At 46.8% G+C, this 17,081-nt stretch carries 16 protein-coding genes; all 16 read right to left on the minus strand.

The genetic code is table 11. The features are described from left to right. Positions 1-4: 4 nt before the first annotated feature. The 16 genes from fliJ to sucC all read right to left on the minus strand — a co-directional run bounded on the left by fliJ (position 5) and on the right by sucC (position 17,080). Positions 5-451: a flagellar export protein FliJ gene (fliJ, locus tag MRBLPE1_RS01185; RefSeq protein WP_364140494.1), complete on the minus strand. Its 447-nt coding sequence runs from the start codon at positions 449-451 to the stop codon at positions 5-7. 8 nt (positions 452-459) lie between these two features. Then, positions 460-1,785 carry a flagellar protein export ATPase FliI gene (gene fliI, locus MRBLPE1_RS01190; RefSeq protein ID WP_364140496.1) on the minus strand — a complete coding sequence of 442 codons (1,326 nt, stop codon included), beginning with the start codon at positions 1,783-1,785 and terminating at the stop codon, positions 460-462. Next, positions 1,772-2,611, minus strand: coding sequence for a FliH/SctL family protein (locus tag MRBLPE1_RS01195; protein ID WP_364140499.1), 840 nt, complete (start codon positions 2,609-2,611; stop codon positions 1,772-1,774). Before MRBLPE1_RS01195 ends, fliI begins: the two co-directional genes overlap by 14 nt. Beyond that, positions 2,604-3,605 (minus strand): flagellar motor switch protein FliG, encoded by a 1,002-nt coding sequence (gene fliG / locus MRBLPE1_RS01200; protein ID WP_364144410.1) that lies wholly within the window; start codon positions 3,603-3,605, stop codon positions 2,604-2,606. The genes MRBLPE1_RS01195 and fliG overlap by 8 nt, the downstream gene beginning before the upstream one ends. A 23-nt stretch (positions 3,606-3,628) precedes the next feature. Next, positions 3,629-5,200: a flagellar basal-body MS-ring/collar protein FliF gene (gene fliF, locus MRBLPE1_RS01205; RefSeq protein WP_364140502.1), complete on the minus strand. Its 1,572-nt coding sequence runs from the start codon at positions 5,198-5,200 to the stop codon at positions 3,629-3,631. A 42-nt stretch (positions 5,201-5,242) separates the two neighbouring features. Next, entirely contained in the window at positions 5,243-5,548 is a 306-nt protein-coding gene (fliE, locus tag MRBLPE1_RS01210) for a flagellar hook-basal body complex protein FliE (RefSeq protein WP_364140504.1), read from the minus strand. A gap of 39 nt (positions 5,549-5,587) precedes the next feature. Further along, positions 5,588-6,037: a flagellar basal body rod protein FlgC gene (gene flgC, locus MRBLPE1_RS01215; protein ID WP_364140507.1), complete on the minus strand. Its 450-nt coding sequence runs from the start codon at positions 6,035-6,037 to the stop codon at positions 5,588-5,590. Positions 6,038-6,039: 2 nt separating this feature from the next. After that, entirely contained in the window at positions 6,040-6,453 is a 414-nt protein-coding gene (flgB, locus tag MRBLPE1_RS01220) for a flagellar basal body rod protein FlgB (RefSeq protein ID WP_364140510.1), read from the minus strand. A gap of 216 nt (positions 6,454-6,669) precedes the next feature. Beyond that, positions 6,670-7,440 (minus strand): GTP-sensing pleiotropic transcriptional regulator CodY, encoded by a 771-nt coding sequence (codY, locus tag MRBLPE1_RS01225; RefSeq protein WP_364140513.1) that lies wholly within the window; start codon positions 7,438-7,440, stop codon positions 6,670-6,672. Positions 7,441-7,467: 27 nt separating this feature from the next. Next, the gene (gene hslU, locus MRBLPE1_RS01230; RefSeq protein ID WP_364140516.1) at positions 7,468-8,868 is read right to left on the minus strand and encodes an ATP-dependent protease ATPase subunit HslU; all 1,401 of its coding nucleotides are present in this window, start codon (positions 8,866-8,868) and stop codon (positions 7,468-7,470) included. A gap of 79 nt (positions 8,869-8,947) precedes the next feature. Next, complete coding sequence (gene hslV / locus MRBLPE1_RS01235) at positions 8,948-9,493, minus strand: ATP-dependent protease subunit HslV (protein WP_364140519.1); 546 nt, start codon at positions 9,491-9,493, stop codon at positions 8,948-8,950. A gap of 60 nt (positions 9,494-9,553) precedes the next feature. After that, the gene (trmFO, locus tag MRBLPE1_RS01240) at positions 9,554-10,873 is read right to left on the minus strand and encodes an FADH(2)-oxidizing methylenetetrahydrofolate--tRNA-(uracil(54)-C(5))-methyltransferase TrmFO (RefSeq protein ID WP_364140522.1); all 1,320 of its coding nucleotides are present in this window, start codon (positions 10,871-10,873) and stop codon (positions 9,554-9,556) included. A gap of 607 nt (positions 10,874-11,480) precedes the next feature. Continuing rightward, positions 11,481-13,589, minus strand: a complete 2,109-nt coding sequence (gene topA / locus MRBLPE1_RS01245) for a type I DNA topoisomerase (protein ID WP_364140524.1) — start codon at positions 13,587-13,589, stop codon at positions 11,481-11,483. A 28-nt stretch (positions 13,590-13,617) separates the two neighbouring features. Further along, complete coding sequence (gene dprA / locus MRBLPE1_RS01250; RefSeq protein WP_364140527.1) at positions 13,618-14,751, minus strand: DNA-processing protein DprA; 1,134 nt, start codon at positions 14,749-14,751, stop codon at positions 13,618-13,620. Between the two features lie 176 nt (positions 14,752-14,927). Beyond that, on the minus strand, positions 14,928-15,860 hold the full coding sequence (gene sucD, locus MRBLPE1_RS01255; protein ID WP_364140528.1) for a succinate--CoA ligase subunit alpha: 933 nt from the start codon (positions 15,858-15,860) through the stop codon (positions 14,928-14,930). A gap of 59 nt (positions 15,861-15,919) precedes the next feature. Next, positions 15,920-17,080, minus strand: a complete 1,161-nt coding sequence (gene sucC, locus MRBLPE1_RS01260) for an ADP-forming succinate--CoA ligase subunit beta (RefSeq protein WP_169083093.1) — start codon at positions 17,078-17,080, stop codon at positions 15,920-15,922. Position 17,081 lies beyond the last annotated feature (1 nt).

The raw sequence follows: 17,081 nt of genomic DNA on the forward strand, positions 1-17,081 counted from the left end.
CACTTTATGGGGTTGGTATCATGAAACGGACGCTTGCCAGCTCATCCAGCTCGTTCTGCTCTTTGATTTGCAGAGCATACTGGAACCGGTCACGCGCATGATCTTTTGCTTTAAGCCACACTTTCTCATCCTTCATCTTGCCTGAAAGTTCAAGTCTGCTTTGCTCAACCGCTTTTTGTGCATGTAACACATCTTTCAATTTACTCGAAATGCAAGCAACCAAATAATCCAAGTATTGTTGAATAACCTGTAACTCGGATAATGGAACCGCTATGCGAGTTGCATCGTGTAATTTCTCCTCCCATTCCTGTTTCTTTGCACGCAACAGCTCAAGGGAAAGCTCCTCGGCAGTTAAAGCGCCAATCGCAGTAGAAAGTCCCCATTCTGCTTGCGTCTTCTCACTGCCCTTCAAATCGACAACCCTCTGAAATGTGTACCGAAACGCTGCCATTTAAAGGTTCAACTCCTGTAGAAATAATTGATTAATCGGGTTTGTGCTTCTTCTAAACTCACTTTTTCATTCGTTTTTTGCTTGGTGTAGCTTTGAATCGGTTCAATAAATTGCAGGGCTGTATCAATTTCTGCGTTAGAACCTCGTTGGTACGCCCCAATATTGATCAAGTCTTCCGAATCTCTATATACAGCTAGAAGTTTTTTTAATTCATTGGCGGCATCCTGTTGTTCTTCGGTTACGATTTCCTTCATGACCCGACTAACCGAAGCTAAAACATCAATGGCAGGAAAGTGTCCCTTATGCGCTAATTGACGGCTTAACACGATATGTCCGTCCAGGATTCCGCGAACGGCGTCCGCGATCGGTTCATTCATATCATCGCCATCAACGAGAACGGTGTAGAATGCCGTAATCGAGCCTGTCGGTCCCGTTCCTGCACGCTCGAGGAGCTTTGGCAGCGCCGCGAAAACAGAAGGCGTGTAACCTCGTGTAGCAGGGGGCTCCCCGATAGCTAAGCCGACTTCCCGAAGTGCCATTGCATACCGCGTAACGGAATCCATCATCAGCATGACATTCAATCCGCGATCCCGAAAATATTCTGCGATCGAAGTCGCGATTAACGCGCCTTTCATGCGAATGAGCGCTGGCTGATCGGAAGTTGCTACAATAACAACCGAACGGGCTAGACCTTCTGGTCCAAGGTCTTTCTCAATAAATTCAAGCACTTCACGTCCGCGCTCGCCAATCAGGGCGATCACGTTTACATCTGCGGATGTGTTGCGGGCGATCATGCCGAGCAGCGTGCTCTTGCCAACGCCAGAGCCAGCGAATATCCCTACGCGTTGTCCTCGTCCTACGGTAAGCAGGCCATCGATTGCCCTGACGCCGATACCGAGCGGTTCAACGACACGCGGACGCTTTAACGGATTGCTAGGCTCATTATGCGTTGAATAATGAGGCATTCTTCTAGGCAGGAAAGAACCGTCTAACGGGTTTCCTAAACCGTCCAGCACTTTGCCCAAAAGCTCGGATCCGACCTGAACGGTTAACGGCTTGCCCGTGCCGACCACGTCGCAGCCTGGACTTATTGCATGCAAATCGCCTAACGGCATCAAAATAACCTTGTTATCCCGAAAGCCTACGACTTCGGCTTTAATCGGCTTCGCGCCTTTGGATGGATAAATGAAGCAAACATCGCCTATGCTTGCGTCCGGTCCTTCGGATTCAACCGTAAGACCAATGACCTGCGTGACTTTTCCGTTAACCCGGACGGGATCGAGCGGCTGCAAATGTTCAATGTATTTGAGGACATCCAGATTATTCACTTTCATCGAAATGACCTCGTTCTTCGCCGCTGTGATGTGCAAGATGAATTAATTCCCGCTTTATCTCAGCGAGCTGCGTATCAATGCGGGCATCGATGCTGCCAAAAGCGGATCGAATGACACAGCCGTTATCTTTCACTGTCGAGTCAGGCAAAATCTGCAATTCTGCTTGCGAATCGATAGCGAAATGAAGCTCTTCCCTGGCAGCTTGTACAAACGCGAGCTGGCCCGGTGCGACACAAAGTGTGATTACGCCTTGTTCTCTTCGACGGGATAGAGACTTCCGGATCAGCTCAATAGCCATATCAGGCGCTAACGTAAGCTGCTGTCCGATAATTTTCTCTGCAATGGCACAGCTAAGCTCAACGAGAAACGGCTCAGCCTCTTGAATAATTTGCTCTCGCATCTCAAATGCCGTTTTGAGCACATCGGTTGCTTCGGCGAGCTTTTGCTCCCAGCTTTCACGGAGCTCAGCCTCGGACTGCGCTGCTCCTTCCGCATAACCGAGTTCATAGCCTGCTCGTCTCGATTGTTCGGATGCTGCTTCGTCTTCCGTTCGTTTTTGCAGCCACCAAACATCGATTTGCTGCTGTGTTTCGGCCAAAAGCTTTTCGCTTTCGTTGGCCGCTTCACGCAGTCTTTCTTCCGCATAGAGCTGAGCATCGTTCAAAATTTGATCTCGCAATGTAATAGTCTCTTCATCAGGTTCAGGCTCGACGTCCTCTTCCTGACTAAGTGTTTCATTGATTTCAAAATTCCGTTGATGCAGCCACTCCAGCTGCTTCAATTGGTCAAGAGTAATCACACTCGATGATTTGATCAAATTAGACAATGATATCGTCTCCTCCGCCACGGGCGATGATGATTTCACCAGACTCTTCTAATCTGCGGATTGTAGCTACGATACGAGTTTGTGCTTCTTCCACGTCACGAAGACGTACGGGACCCATGAATTCCATTTCTTCTTTGAAGGTCTCGGCCATGCGTTTGGACATATTGCGGAAAATCGCTTCCCGAACCTCTTCGCTTGCCACTTTAAGCGCAAGCTGGAGATCTGCATTTTCGATGTCGCGAATAATTCGTTGAATGGAACGGTTGTCGATATTGACGATATCTTCGAACACGAACATCCGTTTCTTAATCTCTTCTGCAAGCTCCGGATCCTGAATCTCGAGTGCGTCGAGAATCGTACGTTCTGTCCCCCGGTCGACGCCATTCAAAATTTGAACGATGGAATCGATACCGCCGGCATTCGTGTAATCCTGCGTTACGGTTGCGGATAGCTTCTGCTCCAAGACACGTTCCACCTGAGAAATAACCTCCGGCGACGTACTGTCCATCAAAGCGATCCGGCGCGCGACCTCTGCTTGCTTCTCTTGCGGAAGCGAAGAAAGGATATGCGAGGACTGTTCCGATTGCAAATAAGATAACACCAAAGCGATCGTTTGCGAATTCTCATTTTGAATAAAGTTCAAAATCTGGGTAGGCTCTGCTTTCCTTGCAAAGTCAAAAGGTCTTACTTGCAGGGTAGCAGTTAAACGGTTAATGACCTCTAATGCTTTTTCTGAACCGAGCGCTTTTTCTAAAATATCCTTAGCGTATGAAATACCGCCTTGCGTGATATATTCCTGGGCCAAACATATTTGATGAAATTCACTAAGGATGGTTTCCCTGTCCAAGCTGTCTACTTTACGGACATTGGCGATTTCAAGCGTTAACTGCTCTATTTCTTCCTCGCGTAAATGCTTGAATATTTGTGCGGATACCTCAGGTCCAAGCGTAATAAGTAAAATGGCAGCTTTTTGCCTACCAGATAAGCCTTGCATTGATTTTGACACATGAACCACCTCTATTCATCCACAAGCCATGTGCGAAGAAGATTAACAAACTCATCCGGTTTGCGTTTGGCAAGTGTTTCAAGATTTTTCCGAGCTTGGCTGTCGTTATTGACACTTTCCAAATCAAGAGTTGGATATTCCACTTTTGCTGGAGCAGCCAATTCAATTTCTTCCTCAACGGCTTTTTTCCGTCTGCGTGCCAGAATTACGATTAGTCCGCCGATAATGGCAAGAGCAGCAACACCTATACCGATTAACCATGGCATTGAAAGAACGCTAGCATTATCATCTGCACTGCTTCCAGAGAAAGTGCTTGCAATAAGAGCAACTTTTTTCCCCATCAGTTCGTCATTGGTCACGTCTTGACCGGAATCCGCAAGCTGGGCACGTACCAGTGCGGTCAAATAAGTCATTATGGCTGTTTTACTTGCCTCATCCTCAATTTCCGACTCTTCGATGCCGATACTAATGGAAAGGTCTTTTAAAACAAACGGTCCGGAAACGATGTTGTTATTGATTCGCGTAACATCATAGTTTCGAATTTGCGAGTTCGTCTCAGAAGTGCTTTCACCTGTCGTCGCAGCTTCATAACCAGGAACATCCGTCTCGCCTGTTCCGGCAACGCCGCCGGCATCTCCGGAGGAACCCGTTGATGTGCTGTTATTTATTTCTTCACTAATAATAATTCCGTTATTATTGTTGTTATCTAACGGCTTCACAACCGATTCTTGCGATGTCTTCTTATCGAAGTTCATACTGCTTGAAACCTGAATAACCAAGTTATCCGCGCCTACGATTGGTCCTAGAAACTGTTGAATGTTTTTCTTCAATTCCGTTTCGTATTTCCGTTGAATAATGAATTGCGACTCTACGGCATCGGAATTGTTAGCGATTCCACCATCCGTTTCCGAATAAGTCAATTCCCCTTGCGGACTGGATATCGTAATATCCTTCATCGCTAAATTGGGAACCGCTGTTTTTACAAGGTTATAATAACCGTCGATTTCTTTCTGGCTCGGACGATAGCCCGACATGAACTTCATCATGATGGAAGCCGAAGCCTGCTCTGCTTCTTCAGGCGAAAGAAAAACGCTCTCCTCGGGTAAGTTAACCAAAACCTTCGAGCTGTCAACGCCTTGCATGGCATTAAGAAGCTGTTGGATCTCACCGTTCAATGCATTCAGATACTTCACGTTAAATTCATTTTCCGTTGTTCCGAATTGACTCGAACTTGAATTAAAGGCTTCAAACCCGATGGAACCGTTTTGAACTAATCCTTGAGAACCTACATCAACTTTAATTCGCGCAGCCTCTGTGCTTGGAACCGAAATGCTTTTTCCATTATTGCTTAGCTCGTACGGAATACCGCTTCCGTCCAAGTAGGTCATGATGGCCGCAGCGTCTGTCGTATCCAAATTTTGAAAAGCAATTTCGTATTCCGTTCTTGTAAATACGATTGTTAACAAAATCACCGTCAACAACAAGCCACTAATCGAAGCCCCCAACCAAATTTTTTGTTTTCTGCCCATTTGACTCCAAAATTGCGTGAGCCTACTTCTAAATTGGGCGATTCTCTCGTTCACGTTGTCACCTCACCCAAATACTATGCTAGGTCAAAATTGCGATTAGATTTGCATCCGCATCATTTCTTGATATGCCTCGACCACTTTGTTGCGGACTTGTGAGGTAAGCTGCAAACTCAAACTTGCTTGCTCCGAAGCGATTAACACTTTTGTAACATCAATTTGGCCCGTTAAGTATTTATCATTAAGCTTATGAACGTTCTGCTCTTGATTGCTTACATTATCAATAGCGGTTTGTAAATATTGTCCAAACGATTGTGTTAATTGTGCCGGAGTCGCTTCTTGCACCGATTTAGCTTCTATGAGTTTGGCAGGTTGAACCGGACTAAGCGACATCGATTGTATCATCAATATTCCTCCAATGCTTCACATAGTGATTATGTGCAATTATCTACCTATTTCCAATGCTTTAACAAACATTGATTTGGTCGCGTTCAACGCGGTTACATTCGCTTCATAGGAACGGGTCGCAGCTATCATATCCACCATTTCTTTAGTAACGTCTACATTTGGCATGTTGACGTAACCGTTTGCGTCAGCGTCAGGATGGGTCGGATTATAAATAAGCTTGTTTGGCGATTGATCCTCTTTGATTCTTGTTACTTTCACGCCTTGGGCAGCCGTGTTCCCGTTCATTTGCTGTGAAAGCACGCTTGAGAAGGATTGCTGCAGCGGCTCCATAACAACCATTTTCCGTTTGTAAGGCTGGAATTGTCCGTTTACAAAACTACCACGCGTCGTTTCTGCATTAGCTATATTAGAAGAAATAACATCCATTCGCAGACGCTGCGCCGACAATGCCGAAGCACTGATATCAAATCCCGTGGACAACTTCATCGTTAGGCTCTCCCCTCAATTGCTGTGCGCATCATTTTCACGTCATGATTAATCTGTTGGACATAAAAGTTATAGCTTAATTGGTTTTTTGCCAGCAAAGACATTTCACGATCGATATCAACATTATTTTCATTGTTGTTCATCGATGTTGTTTCATCGGCGATTACTTTGGGTATAGGTACATTGGTTGAGGATAAGCCGATTGGAATATGCTTTTGATTGGTCCGTTTACCGACCAATTGCCCTTGCTTGTTGCCCATCGATTGTTCCAATAATTCCTCAAATAGAACTTCAGACCGTTTGAAATGCGGCGTATCACCGTTTGCCACATTGTTTGAAATGACGCGTTGCCGCATTTCTGCTGCTTGAAGCGCACCTTCCATCCTTCCAAATGCAGCGCCATTCAACAAATTCACGTATTTTCACCACTTTCACATAGAAGATCTCTTTTACGTATTCAACAGATTATTGCTCATTCCTTCTTTGTTCGACAGTAAAAATTAAAAAAATGAGATTGTTATGTCGATTTTTGCCGACATGATAATATTCAACAATTTCCTAAAATATTACAATAAGAAAAAAGCCCTATCTTTATAAAAAGATAGGGCCCATTTGGTCTGTACGACCTATTTTCACGACTTGATTTTGTCCAATTCCTGCAATAACTGATGATTTAATATTTTGATGTACGTGCCTTTCATACCTAAAGATCTAGTTTCGATCACGCCTGCGCTTTCCAGCTTCCGCAAAGCGTTAACAATAACTGATCTGGTTATGCCAACCCGGTCCGCAATTTTCGAAGCGACGAGCAGGCCTTCCTTGCCGTCCAGTTCTTCAAAAATATGCTCGACAGCCTCTAGTTCGCTGAAGGATAATGAGCCAACTGCGACTGCCACGACCGCTCGACTTCGTACCTCTTGCTCGATTTCCTCTGTACGCTCACGTAAAATTTCCATCCCGACGATTGTTGAACCGTATTCGGCCAAGATAAGATCATCGTCATCAAATGTGCCTGACAAACGGGTTAGCACTAAAGTACCCAACCGATCTCCACCGCCGATTATAGGCACAACCGTCATAATTTCTTGATCGCCTAAACGCGGGAAGGTTTCATAAATACCCGTGTCCGGCTTAACATTCGTCATCGACTCCTGCATGTCAAGAAATCGAACATTGCTTTCCTGCGGGAAACGAAGCTCATCTACGGATAGTGACCGCATGAAATCGTGATCATAAGCATCCACTGCGGAACAGCCTAATATTTTGCCCCGGCGGCTAACGACGAAAACATTCGTCTGAATCGTCGTACACAAAACCTCTGCCATTTCCCTGAAGCTGAGCGCTTTGCCGGCCGCACGCTGAAGCAATCGATTCAGTGTTCTTGTCTTTGTTAGTAAAGTCATTCTTTTGCCTCCCAAAACTCATAACAACTACAGTATATATTGACTCAAATCGCGATTTTGCGCAATACTTCCCAGCTTTTCTCGCACGTATTCCGGCGTGATTGTCATTTTTTCGAGCGACAGCTCAGGTGCTTCAAACGATAAGTCTTCAAGCAGCTTCTCCAAAATGGTATGCAAGCGACGAGCGCCGATATTCTCGGTATTGCGGTTAACGTCGGCCGCTATGGACGCGAGTTCATGGATTGCTTCATCCGAAAACTCGATTTGGATCCCCTCTGTTTCAAGCAAAGCGGAATATTGTTTTGTCAGCGCATTTTTCGGTTCTTTCAAAATACTTACGAAATCATCCAGACTGAGACTCGTCAGCTCTACCCGAATCGGAAAACGTCCTTGCAGCTCCGGAATCAAATCCGATGGCTTAGCGACATGAAATGCTCCAGCAGCAATAAACAAAACATAATCCGTCTTCACTGGGCCATATTTAGTCATTACGGTCGATCCCTCAACGATTGGCAAAATATCCCTTTGCACGCCTTCTCTTGACACATCCGGACCCGAGCCGCGCGATGGGCTGGCAATTTTATCAATTTCATCTATGAAAATAATGCCGGATTGCTCCGCTCTTGTGATCGATTCCGTAATGACATCATCCATATCGATGATTTTATTGGCTTCCTCTTGCGTTAACGCCTTTCGCGCTTCCTTAACCGGCAGCTTGCGTTTCTTCGGCTTCTTTGGCATTAATTGCCCAAAAAGCTCCTGCATATTCATGCCCATGCCTTCAGGCCCTTGGCCGGACAGCATATCCATCATATTAGGGGCGGAATCTTCTACTTCGATTTCAATGATTTCATTTTCAAGCTTGCCTGCAGCTAGCTGTTCCTTAATTAGCGATCGTTTTTGATGAAGCGCATTTTCAACTTCGGGTTCTTCTTTTGGCTCATCGGATTGCTGTTGGTTGCCAAACAACATTTCGAACGGGTTTTTTGTAGATTTCGCTTTAGCGGCAGATGGCGCCAGCAATGCTACGATTCGTTCATTGGCAAGCTTTTCTGCACGGTCTTTGACCTTTTCGGTTTTTTCCGTTTTCACCATACGAATCGCCGTCTCGACTAGATCGCGGACCATCGATTCCACATCCCGGCCGACATAACCGACTTCGGTGAACTTTGTAGCCTCAAGCTTCACGAAGGGCGCTTTCACCAGCTTAGCCAAGCGTCGTGCAATTTCCGTTTTACCTACTCCGGTTGGTCCGATCATCAAAATATTTTTCGGAACGATTTCATCGCGCAGCGTCTCATCAAGCAAGCTTCTGCGGTAACGATTGCGCAGCGCAATGGCTACTGAACGTTTCGCCGGTTTTTGTCCAACGATATACTTATCAAGCTCCGCTACAATCTGACGAGGTGTCAGTGCATCATTTCCCATTATAAAATCCCTCCGATTTATATATCTTCACTCTGACTTCCCGAAGCTTGTTCAGCCATTCTAAGCCGCATCGTTTATTTTATTCGATTTCTTCAACAATAATATTATGATTAGTGAATACGCATATTTCTGCGGCAATCTCGAGTGATGAACGCGCAATATCGCTTGCTGCCATTTGAGGCGCATGTCTTTGCAGAGCACGTGCGGCCGATAAAGCAAAACTCCCGCCTGAACCGATTGCCAGTACCCCGTCATCCGGCTCGATGATCTCGCCATTTCCTGAGATAAGCAGCAGACCCGTTTTGTCCATGACGAGCATCATGGCTTCAAGTCGGCGCAGCACGCGGTCAGAGCGCCACTCCTTCGCAAGCTCAACGGCAGATCTTTGCAAATTGCCGTGATGCTCCTCCAGCTTAGCCTCAAACTTTTCGAACAATGTAATCGCATCTGCAACAGAGCCCGCGAATCCTGCGATGACTTGACCGCGATAAAGCCTTCTTACTTTCTTCGCGGAATTTTTCATGACCATGCTGTTCCCGAAAGTTACCTGACCGTCCCCGGCAATAGCGCCCTTGCCTTCATGACGCACGGCGCAGATCGTAGTAGCGTGAAATTGCATTTCCATTGCAATGCCTCCTCTAGGTTCCATATTGAAAATAGATTGCCATGCCTTCACTACGAATTATTACTGCATATGTTCCCTTTTAAATTGTTCGATGCCTTCAAGCGCGCGATTTGCAATCATTTCATTTTTTTCTTTTTTGCTTTTCATTCTTTTCTCAAGCGGCGGGAACAGGCCGAAATTGGCATTCATAGGCTGGAAATGCTTGAAATCCGCTGTTGTAATATAATGTGCCATGCTGCCGAGCGTCGTGTGCTCGGGCAGCACGACCGGTTCAAGTCCGCGAGCCAATCTTGCTGCGTTAATACCGGCAATCATACCAGAAGCAGCAGACTCCACATACCCTTCGACACCGGTCATTTGGCCGGCAAAGAAAAGCGTATCGCGATTATTAAGCTGGTAAGTAGGTTTTAGGAGCCGCGGCGAATTAATAAATGTATTCCGATGCATCACGCCGAACCGAACGAACTCCGCATTTTCCAAACCGGGAATTAAAGAAAATACGCGTTTTTGCTCGCCCCATTTGAGATGCGTTTGGAAGCCTACGAGATTGTATAACGTGCCTGCAGCATTATCTTGGCGCAGCTGGATCACAGCGTGCGGAAGTTTTCCCGTATGCGGATTAATAAGGCCAACCGGCTTCATCGGTCCAAATAATACGGTTTGCTTGCCTCTGCTTGCCATAACCTCGATTGGCATACAGCCCTCAAAGTACACTTCTTTCTCAAAATCCTTCACTTCCGCTTTTTCGGCCGTAGTTAACGCTTCATGGAAGATTTCGAACTCTTCTTCCGTCATCGGACAGTTAAGATACGCAGCCTCCCCTTTATCATACCGAGAAGCCAAATACACCTTATTCATATCAATCGAGTCTTTTTCAACAATTGGAGCTGCTGCATCATAGAAATAGAAATACTCCTCGCCTAGCAGCTCTTGAATTTGGGAGGATAAGCCTGGAGCTGTAAGCGGGCCTGTCGCAATAACCACGATTCCGTCCTTAGGAATTTCCGTTACTTCCTCGTTGCGCACCTCAACTAACGGATGATCATGCAGCCTGCGCGTAACTTCGCCCGAAAAACCGTCACGGTCAACCGCCAACGCTCCCCCGGCAGGTACGGCATGCTGATCGGCGCAGCTTAAAATAAGGGAATCAAGCTGGCGCATTTCTTCTTTTAATACGCCAACGGCGTTCGCGAGCCCGTTAGCACGCAAGCTGTTGCTGCACACGAGCTCCGCAAATTGATTCGTATGATGAGCAGGCGTTTTTGTGACGGGACGCATCTCGTATAAAACGACAGGGACTCCTTGCGATGCAATTTGCCAAGCGGCCTCGCTTCCTGCTAATCCTGCTCCGATGACGGTTACTTTTTGTGGTTGTGACAAAATAAGTTCAATCCTTTCAAAATATAATTCACTTTGTTGGTATAGCTTCCGAACCCACCCAAACCCTCCCTTCCTAGGGAGTGCCTCAAGGGCGCTGCCCTCTGGACACCTGAATCCGTAACATGTTGCATGTTAAAGAGACGCTTAGATGTTTGGTTGGTGCATGGAACGCTTTCGTCCCTCTGGGACACGCTTTAATCATAGAGCGAATAGATTGTTAATTTAATCATTTCTGATTATTTGTCACAGTCCATTGCTCTCAAAAGCAGAATGATGCTTTTCTCAAGGCCTGAAATTGAGATTAGTCCTTTGATAGCGAGGAAACTCTAATTGCGTAACAGCAGCTATTTACAGCAGATCTGTTTATGTATCCACCATAGTAGATGATATCGAGTTATCGAGCCCATACTTATATATCCTATTGTAACAAGCCGCAAGCATAAATCTCAACTTCTGCAGCTATTCAGCTGATTACTTCCTCGTTTTAAAAGCATATCCGTAAAATTAACTTGCCCGTTTAACAACGGTGTCCCCCCTGGTTAAAGGGAGGACGGGTTCGTTGCGTTTTTATAGATTACGATATATCTGAGGGTGCTTATGCGATTGCTTAGTCGGTATCCGTACCCTGCTCGTCTTCATCAAGCACCTCTTCCGAATAGTCGCAAGTCGGACAAAGCAGTTTCACGCCGCTGCGGTTCCGCTTTTCCACGAGCTTAGACTCCTCGCATTGCGGACAAGGTTTGTTTGTCGGTTTGTCCCAAGATACGTAATCGCAGCCGGGATATTGGTCGCAGCCATAGAAAATGCGCCCTTTTTTACTGCGCCGCTCTATGATTTTTCCTTCTGCGCATTTCGGGCAGGTAACCCCAATATCTTTGACGATTGGCTTGGTGTTTCGGCAATCCGGAAAGCCCGAGCATGCCAGGAATTTACCGAAACGTCCCATTTTGTAAACCAAATGGCGTCCGCATTTTTCGCAAATCTCATCAGATACTTCGTCTTGTATCTCAATTTCCTTCATTTCATCCTCGGCCACTTCCAGCCGTTTCTCGAAGGATTCATAAAAATTCGCAAGAACCTTTACCCAGTCTTCCGTGCCTTCTTCCACATGGTCAAGATTTCCTTCCATGTTCGCCGTAAATTCAGCATCCAGTATTTCAGGGAAAAACTCTTCCATTAACTGAATGACTAAATCGCCAAGCTCGGTAGGCATGAATTTTTTCTCTTCCATGGCAATGTAGCCGCGCTTCTGAATCGTTTCGAGTGTAGGCGCGTACGTACTTGGCCTTCCTATACCGAGCTCTTCGAGCGTCTTGACTAACCTTGCTTCCGTAAACCGCGGCGGCGGCTGGGTGAAATGCTGCTTGGGATCTATCGATTCCGAGCTGATTACATCCCCTGATGCCAGAGGCGGCAAAAACTTATGTTCTTCCACTGTTCCGTCATCGTTGCCTTCCACGTAAACCTTCATAAACCCTGCAAACTTGACTTTAGATCCCGTTGCTCTAAAAATCGTATCGCCTGCCTGCAAATCAACCGTCATCGTATCGAGCACCGCAGATTGCATCTGGCTGGACACGAAACGTTCCCAAACCAGCTTGTATAGACGAAGTTGATCGCGGCTCAAAAACGGTTTCATGGATTCCGGGTCCCTTAAAATGGAAGTCGGCCGTATCGCTTCATGCGCATCCTGAGCGTTGCTGTTTTTCTTCGTATAAATTCTTGGCTGTTCAGGCACAAAGGACGCACCGTACTTTTCCGTGATATACTCTTTGGCTTCCTCTTGCGCGATTGGAGATATGCGAGTCGAGTCGGTTCTCATATAAGTAATCAAACCGACCGTACCTTCTTTGCCCAGCTCTACACCTTCATACAACTGCTGTGCGACAGACATCGTCTTTGAAGCCCGGAAGCCGAGCTTCCTAGCCGCTTCCTGCTGCAGGGAGCTTGTAATGAATGGCGGCGCCGGGTTGCGGAGGCGCTCCTTCTCCCGAACGTCAGAGACGGTAAACTGGCTGCCTTTCATCGCGCTTAGTACTTCCTGTACGTCAGCTTCCTTGCCAAGCTCCCGTTTATCGCCGCCCACCGAATAGTATTTGGCATCGAAAGGGATGCCTGAATGACTAAGCTTCGCCGTAATCGACCAATATTCCTCGGGAACGAATGCGTCAATTTCATTTTCGCGGTCAATAATGAGCTTAACCGCTACCGATTGAACCCGACCTGCAGACAACCCCTTTTTTACTTTCTTCCACAGCAGCGGGCTTATTTTGTAGCCCACCAGACGGTCCAAGATACGTCTCGCCTGCTGCGCATTGACCAAATCCATATTGATTTTCCGCGGGGTTTTGAATGCGTCCTTTACCGCCTGCTTCGTTATCTCATTAAAAACAACGCGGCAAGTATCCGTTTCATCCAGTTCCAGGTAGTGAGCCAAATGCCAAGCAATCGCTTCTCCTTCGCGATCCGGATCGGCTGCCAGAAAGACATGTTTTACTTTTTTGCTGGCATCCTTTAATTCCTTGAGGATGCTGCCTTTACCGCGTATCGTTATGTATTTCGGATTAAAATCGTTTTCAACCTCGACGCCGATCTGGCTTTTGGGCAAATCGCGAATATGTCCCATTGAAGCTTTAACGATATATTTGCTGCCTAGGTATTTCCCTATCGTTTTGGCTTTTGCAGGTGATTCGACGATAACTAATGAATCTGCCATGTAAGGCGCCTCCTCTCTCCATTGCAAGCTATAAAGCAATATATATTGATCCGGGCTGCAATTCAATTTTTCGTTTTATACATAAATTTAGCAGAAGTGCGTTCAAATGTCCAAACGGCATGGCTGAGAGCTCATGCAGTTCATTAATGGATAATGGCTGATCTCTTAAAAAAGCGATCAATTTACTTTCTTCGGCGGATAATGGCGCTTCAACTTCCACTGGGTTCGTTACGCTTGTTTTTTCCGCTTCCTTGTATGCCTCAAGCGCAGCCGGCAGCCAACTCAGTTCATCAATTATGTCGTTGATGCCCGTTATCAGCTTCGCTTCGCCCCGTTTAATCAGTTCATTCGGCCCCTCGCTCTTCGGAGATGAGATCGGGCCGGGAATCGCGAACAATTCCCTAGACATTTCCGAAGCATGCTGCGCTGTTATAAGTGACCCGCTTCTTGTCGCGCCTTCCACTACGATTGTTCCGACCGTTAGTGCCGCGATGATGCGGTTTCGCTGAGGAAACTGTCCCGGGTGCAGCGGCGTTCCAATCGGAGTTTCAGAGACGAGTAAGCCTTGCTCTGCAATTTTATGGAATAATGATAGATTCTCAGGCGGATAACATTTATCGATTGGGGTCGGAAGAACGGCAATCGTCCCTCCCGCGCCATTCAGCGCAGCTTCATGGGCTTTGCTGTCCACCCCTCTTGCAAGGCCGCTTACGACGGTTAAGCCCGCATGAGAAAGCTCTTGGGCAAATGCTGCTGCCGATTGCCTGCCATACGCCGTCGGCACTCTTGTGCCTACAACCGCGATTGCCGGTCTTTGCAGCAGCTCCAATCTGCCTCTAGCATATAAAACCCATGGCGGCTGAGCGATTTCTCTTAATATTTTGGGATAGTCGGAATCATAGGGCGTCAAAGCAACGGCATTCGCCTTTGCGACCGCTTCGGATGGATCTTCTGTCAATATCCAAGGCCGCTCGGCATAACGCTCCGCTGCCGCTTTCGCTTGACCCCGCTGTAAACCTATTGCTAGTAAATCTTCTATGCTCCATGATCGTTTATTCCAAAATTGATGCTGAACGGCTTTCTGAATCGCATGCCATCCAATACCCGGAATTTCATGAAAGGCAATGATCATTTGTCTGCGAATATCTTGATTTTGAATCATTTGATCCAACCCCTTTTTCATTCGGGCTGGCCTGCATTCTTATCTATTGTGCGTTACACGGCATAAGATTGCAAGTCAACCGCTAAAATAAAGACAACGGATAAATAAAAAAGCAACCTTCCAACTCCCGTTTACGGGTGGTTGAAAGGTTGCTTACCTTATATCGTACGATTCGATTATTTACGTGTAATACATTTTTGGAGCAAGCCTTGCTCTTCAAGAACACTAACAAGCGTTGAACCCATCTCGGAAGGTGTCGGAGCTACTTTAATGCCGCAAGCTTCAAGCGTTGCGATTTTTTCGGCAGCTGTACCTTTACCGCCTGAAATGATTGCGCCAGCATGTCCCATCCGTTTGCCTGGAGGCGCTGTAGCGCCGCCGATGAAGCCGACAACCGGTTTTTTCATGTTCGCTTTAATCCACTCAGCCGCTTCTTCTTCCGCTGTACCGCCGATTTCGCCGATCATGATTACCGCATAGGTATCTGGATCTTCGTTGAAAAGATTCAAGATATCAATGAACTCGGAACCTTTAACCGGGTCGCCGCCGATCCCTACTGCAGAAGATTGACCAATGCCGCGAGTCGTCAACTGATGAACCGCTTCATAAGTCAATGTTCCTGAGCGAGAAATAACGCCTACGTGACCTGCTGTATGAATGTAACCCGGCATGATGCCGATTTTGCACTCATCCGGCGTAATAACGCCTGGGCAGTTTGGTCCGATAAGAACGGTTTTGCTGCCGTCCATGTAACGTTTTACTTTAACCATATCAAGCACCGGGATGCCTTCAGTAATACAAATGACAAGATCAAGCTCAGCATCTACAGCTTCCATGATCGCATCAGCAGCAAATGCTGGCGGAACATAGATAACGGAAGCGTTAGCGCCTGTAGCGGCTTTCGCTTGAGCGACTGTATTAAATACAGGCAATGATACGAGCGTGCCGTTATCAAGTGTAATGTCAACGTTCGTGCCACCCTTGCCAGGTGTTACGCCGCCAACCATTTGCGTACCGTATTCCAGTCCGCCTTTTGTATGGAACAAGCCAGTAGCGCCTGTAATCCCTTGGGTAATGACTTTTGTATCTTTATTGACCAAAATGCTCACTCTTAACTCACATCCCCTGAATGAATTCGTATGCGGCATTAGCCACACAGCAAGTTATCTTATTTCACGAGAGCGACAATCTTCTGCGCGCCGTCCGCCATGGAATCCGCAGCCACGATGTTCAATCCCGATTCTTTCAAAATGTTTTTGCCGAGGTCTACGTTAGTACCTTCTAGACGAACAACGAGCGGACGGTCAAGACCGACTTGCTTCGCTGCTTCGACAACGCCGTTAGCAATAACGTCGCAACGCATAATGCCGCCGAAAATGTTAACGAAAATACCTTTAACCTTTTCATCAGACAAGATGATTTTGAATGCTTCCGTTACCTTCTCGGCTGTCGCACCGCCCCCTACGTCTAGGAAGTTGGCAGGGTCGCCGCCGTAATATTTGATAATATCCATTGTCGCCATCGCAAGGCCTGCACCGTTAACCAAGCAACCAATGTTGCCGTCAAGCGCAATGTAGCTAAGGTCAAATTTGGATGCTTCGATTTCTTTTGCATCTTCCTCTTCCAAATCGCGCAGCTCAACGATATCTTTGTGGCGGTACAGCGCATTGGAATCGAAATTAAGTTTCGCGTCAAGCGCAATAACTTGTCCGTCGCCAGTTACGACAAGCGGATTGATTTCTGCGATAGAAGCGTCTTTCTCAACGAAAGCCGTGTAAAGAGAAATCATGAATTTAACCGTTTTGTTGACAAGCTCGTTAGGGATGTTGATTGCGTATGCCAATTTGCGAGCTTGGAAAGCTTGCAAGCCTACGGCTGGGTCAACGATCTCTTTGAAAATTTTCTCCGGGGAGTGCTCAGCCACTTCTTCAATCTCAGTGCCGCCCTCTTCCGAAGCCATTATAACGACACGACCCGTACCGCGGTCCAATACAACGCCGATATAATATTCTTTTTTGATGTCGCAGCCTTGCTCGATCAGAAGACGTTTAACTTCTTTGCCTTCCGGACCCGTTTGATGGGTAACGAGCACTTTGCCTAAAATCTCACCAGCGTAAGCGCGCACTTCGTCGATGCTTTTTGCTACTTTAACTCCGCCCGCTTTACCACGGCCGCCTGCGTGAATTTGTGCCTTCACGACAACTACCGGTGTTCCGAGCGCTTTAGCCGCTTCAACAGCTTCGTCTACGGAGAAGGCTACTTTACCTTCTGGCACGACGACACCATACTGTTTAAGGACCGCTTTCCCTTGATACTCATGGATATTCATT

Origin of the sequence: Paenibacillus sp. LPE1-1-1.1, assembly GCF_040676435.1 — a bacterium.
GTDB lineage: Bacteria > Bacillota > Bacilli > Paenibacillales > Paenibacillaceae > Pristimantibacillus.

Bases quoted from the DNA above. Each gene is read 5' to 3' on its own strand.
- fliI (WP_364140496.1), bottom strand. From the start codon at position 1,785: ATGAAAGTGAATAATCTGGATGTCCTCAAATACATTGAACATTTGCAG.
- sucC (WP_169083093.1), bottom strand. From the start codon at position 17,080: ATGAATATCCATGAGTATCAAGGGAAAGCGGTCCTTAAACAGTATGGT.
- topA (WP_364140524.1), bottom strand. From the start codon at position 13,589: ATGGCAGATTCATTAGTTATCGTCGAATCACCTGCAAAAGCCAAAACG.
- dprA (WP_364140527.1), bottom strand. From the start codon at position 14,751: ATGATTCAAAATCAAGATATTCGCAGACAAATGATCATTGCCTTTCAT.
- hslV (WP_364140519.1), bottom strand. From the start codon at position 9,493: ATGGAAATGCAATTTCACGCTACTACGATCTGCGCCGTGCGTCATGAA.
- fliJ (WP_364140494.1), bottom strand. From the start codon at position 451: ATGGCAGCGTTTCGGTACACATTTCAGAGGGTTGTCGATTTGAAGGGC.
- hslU (WP_364140516.1), bottom strand. From the start codon at position 8,868: ATGGGAAATGATGCACTGACACCTCGTCAGATTGTAGCGGAGCTTGAT.
- flgC (WP_364140507.1), bottom strand. From the start codon at position 6,037: ATGAAGTTGTCCACGGGATTTGATATCAGTGCTTCGGCATTGTCGGCG.
- fliG (WP_364144410.1), bottom strand. From the start codon at position 3,605: ATGCAAGGCTTATCTGGTAGGCAAAAAGCTGCCATTTTACTTATTACG.
- fliE (WP_364140504.1), bottom strand. From the start codon at position 5,548: ATGATACAATCGATGTCGCTTAGTCCGGTTCAACCTGCCAAACTCATA.
- codY (WP_364140513.1), bottom strand. From the start codon at position 7,440: ATGACTTTACTAACAAAGACAAGAACACTGAATCGATTGCTTCAGCGT.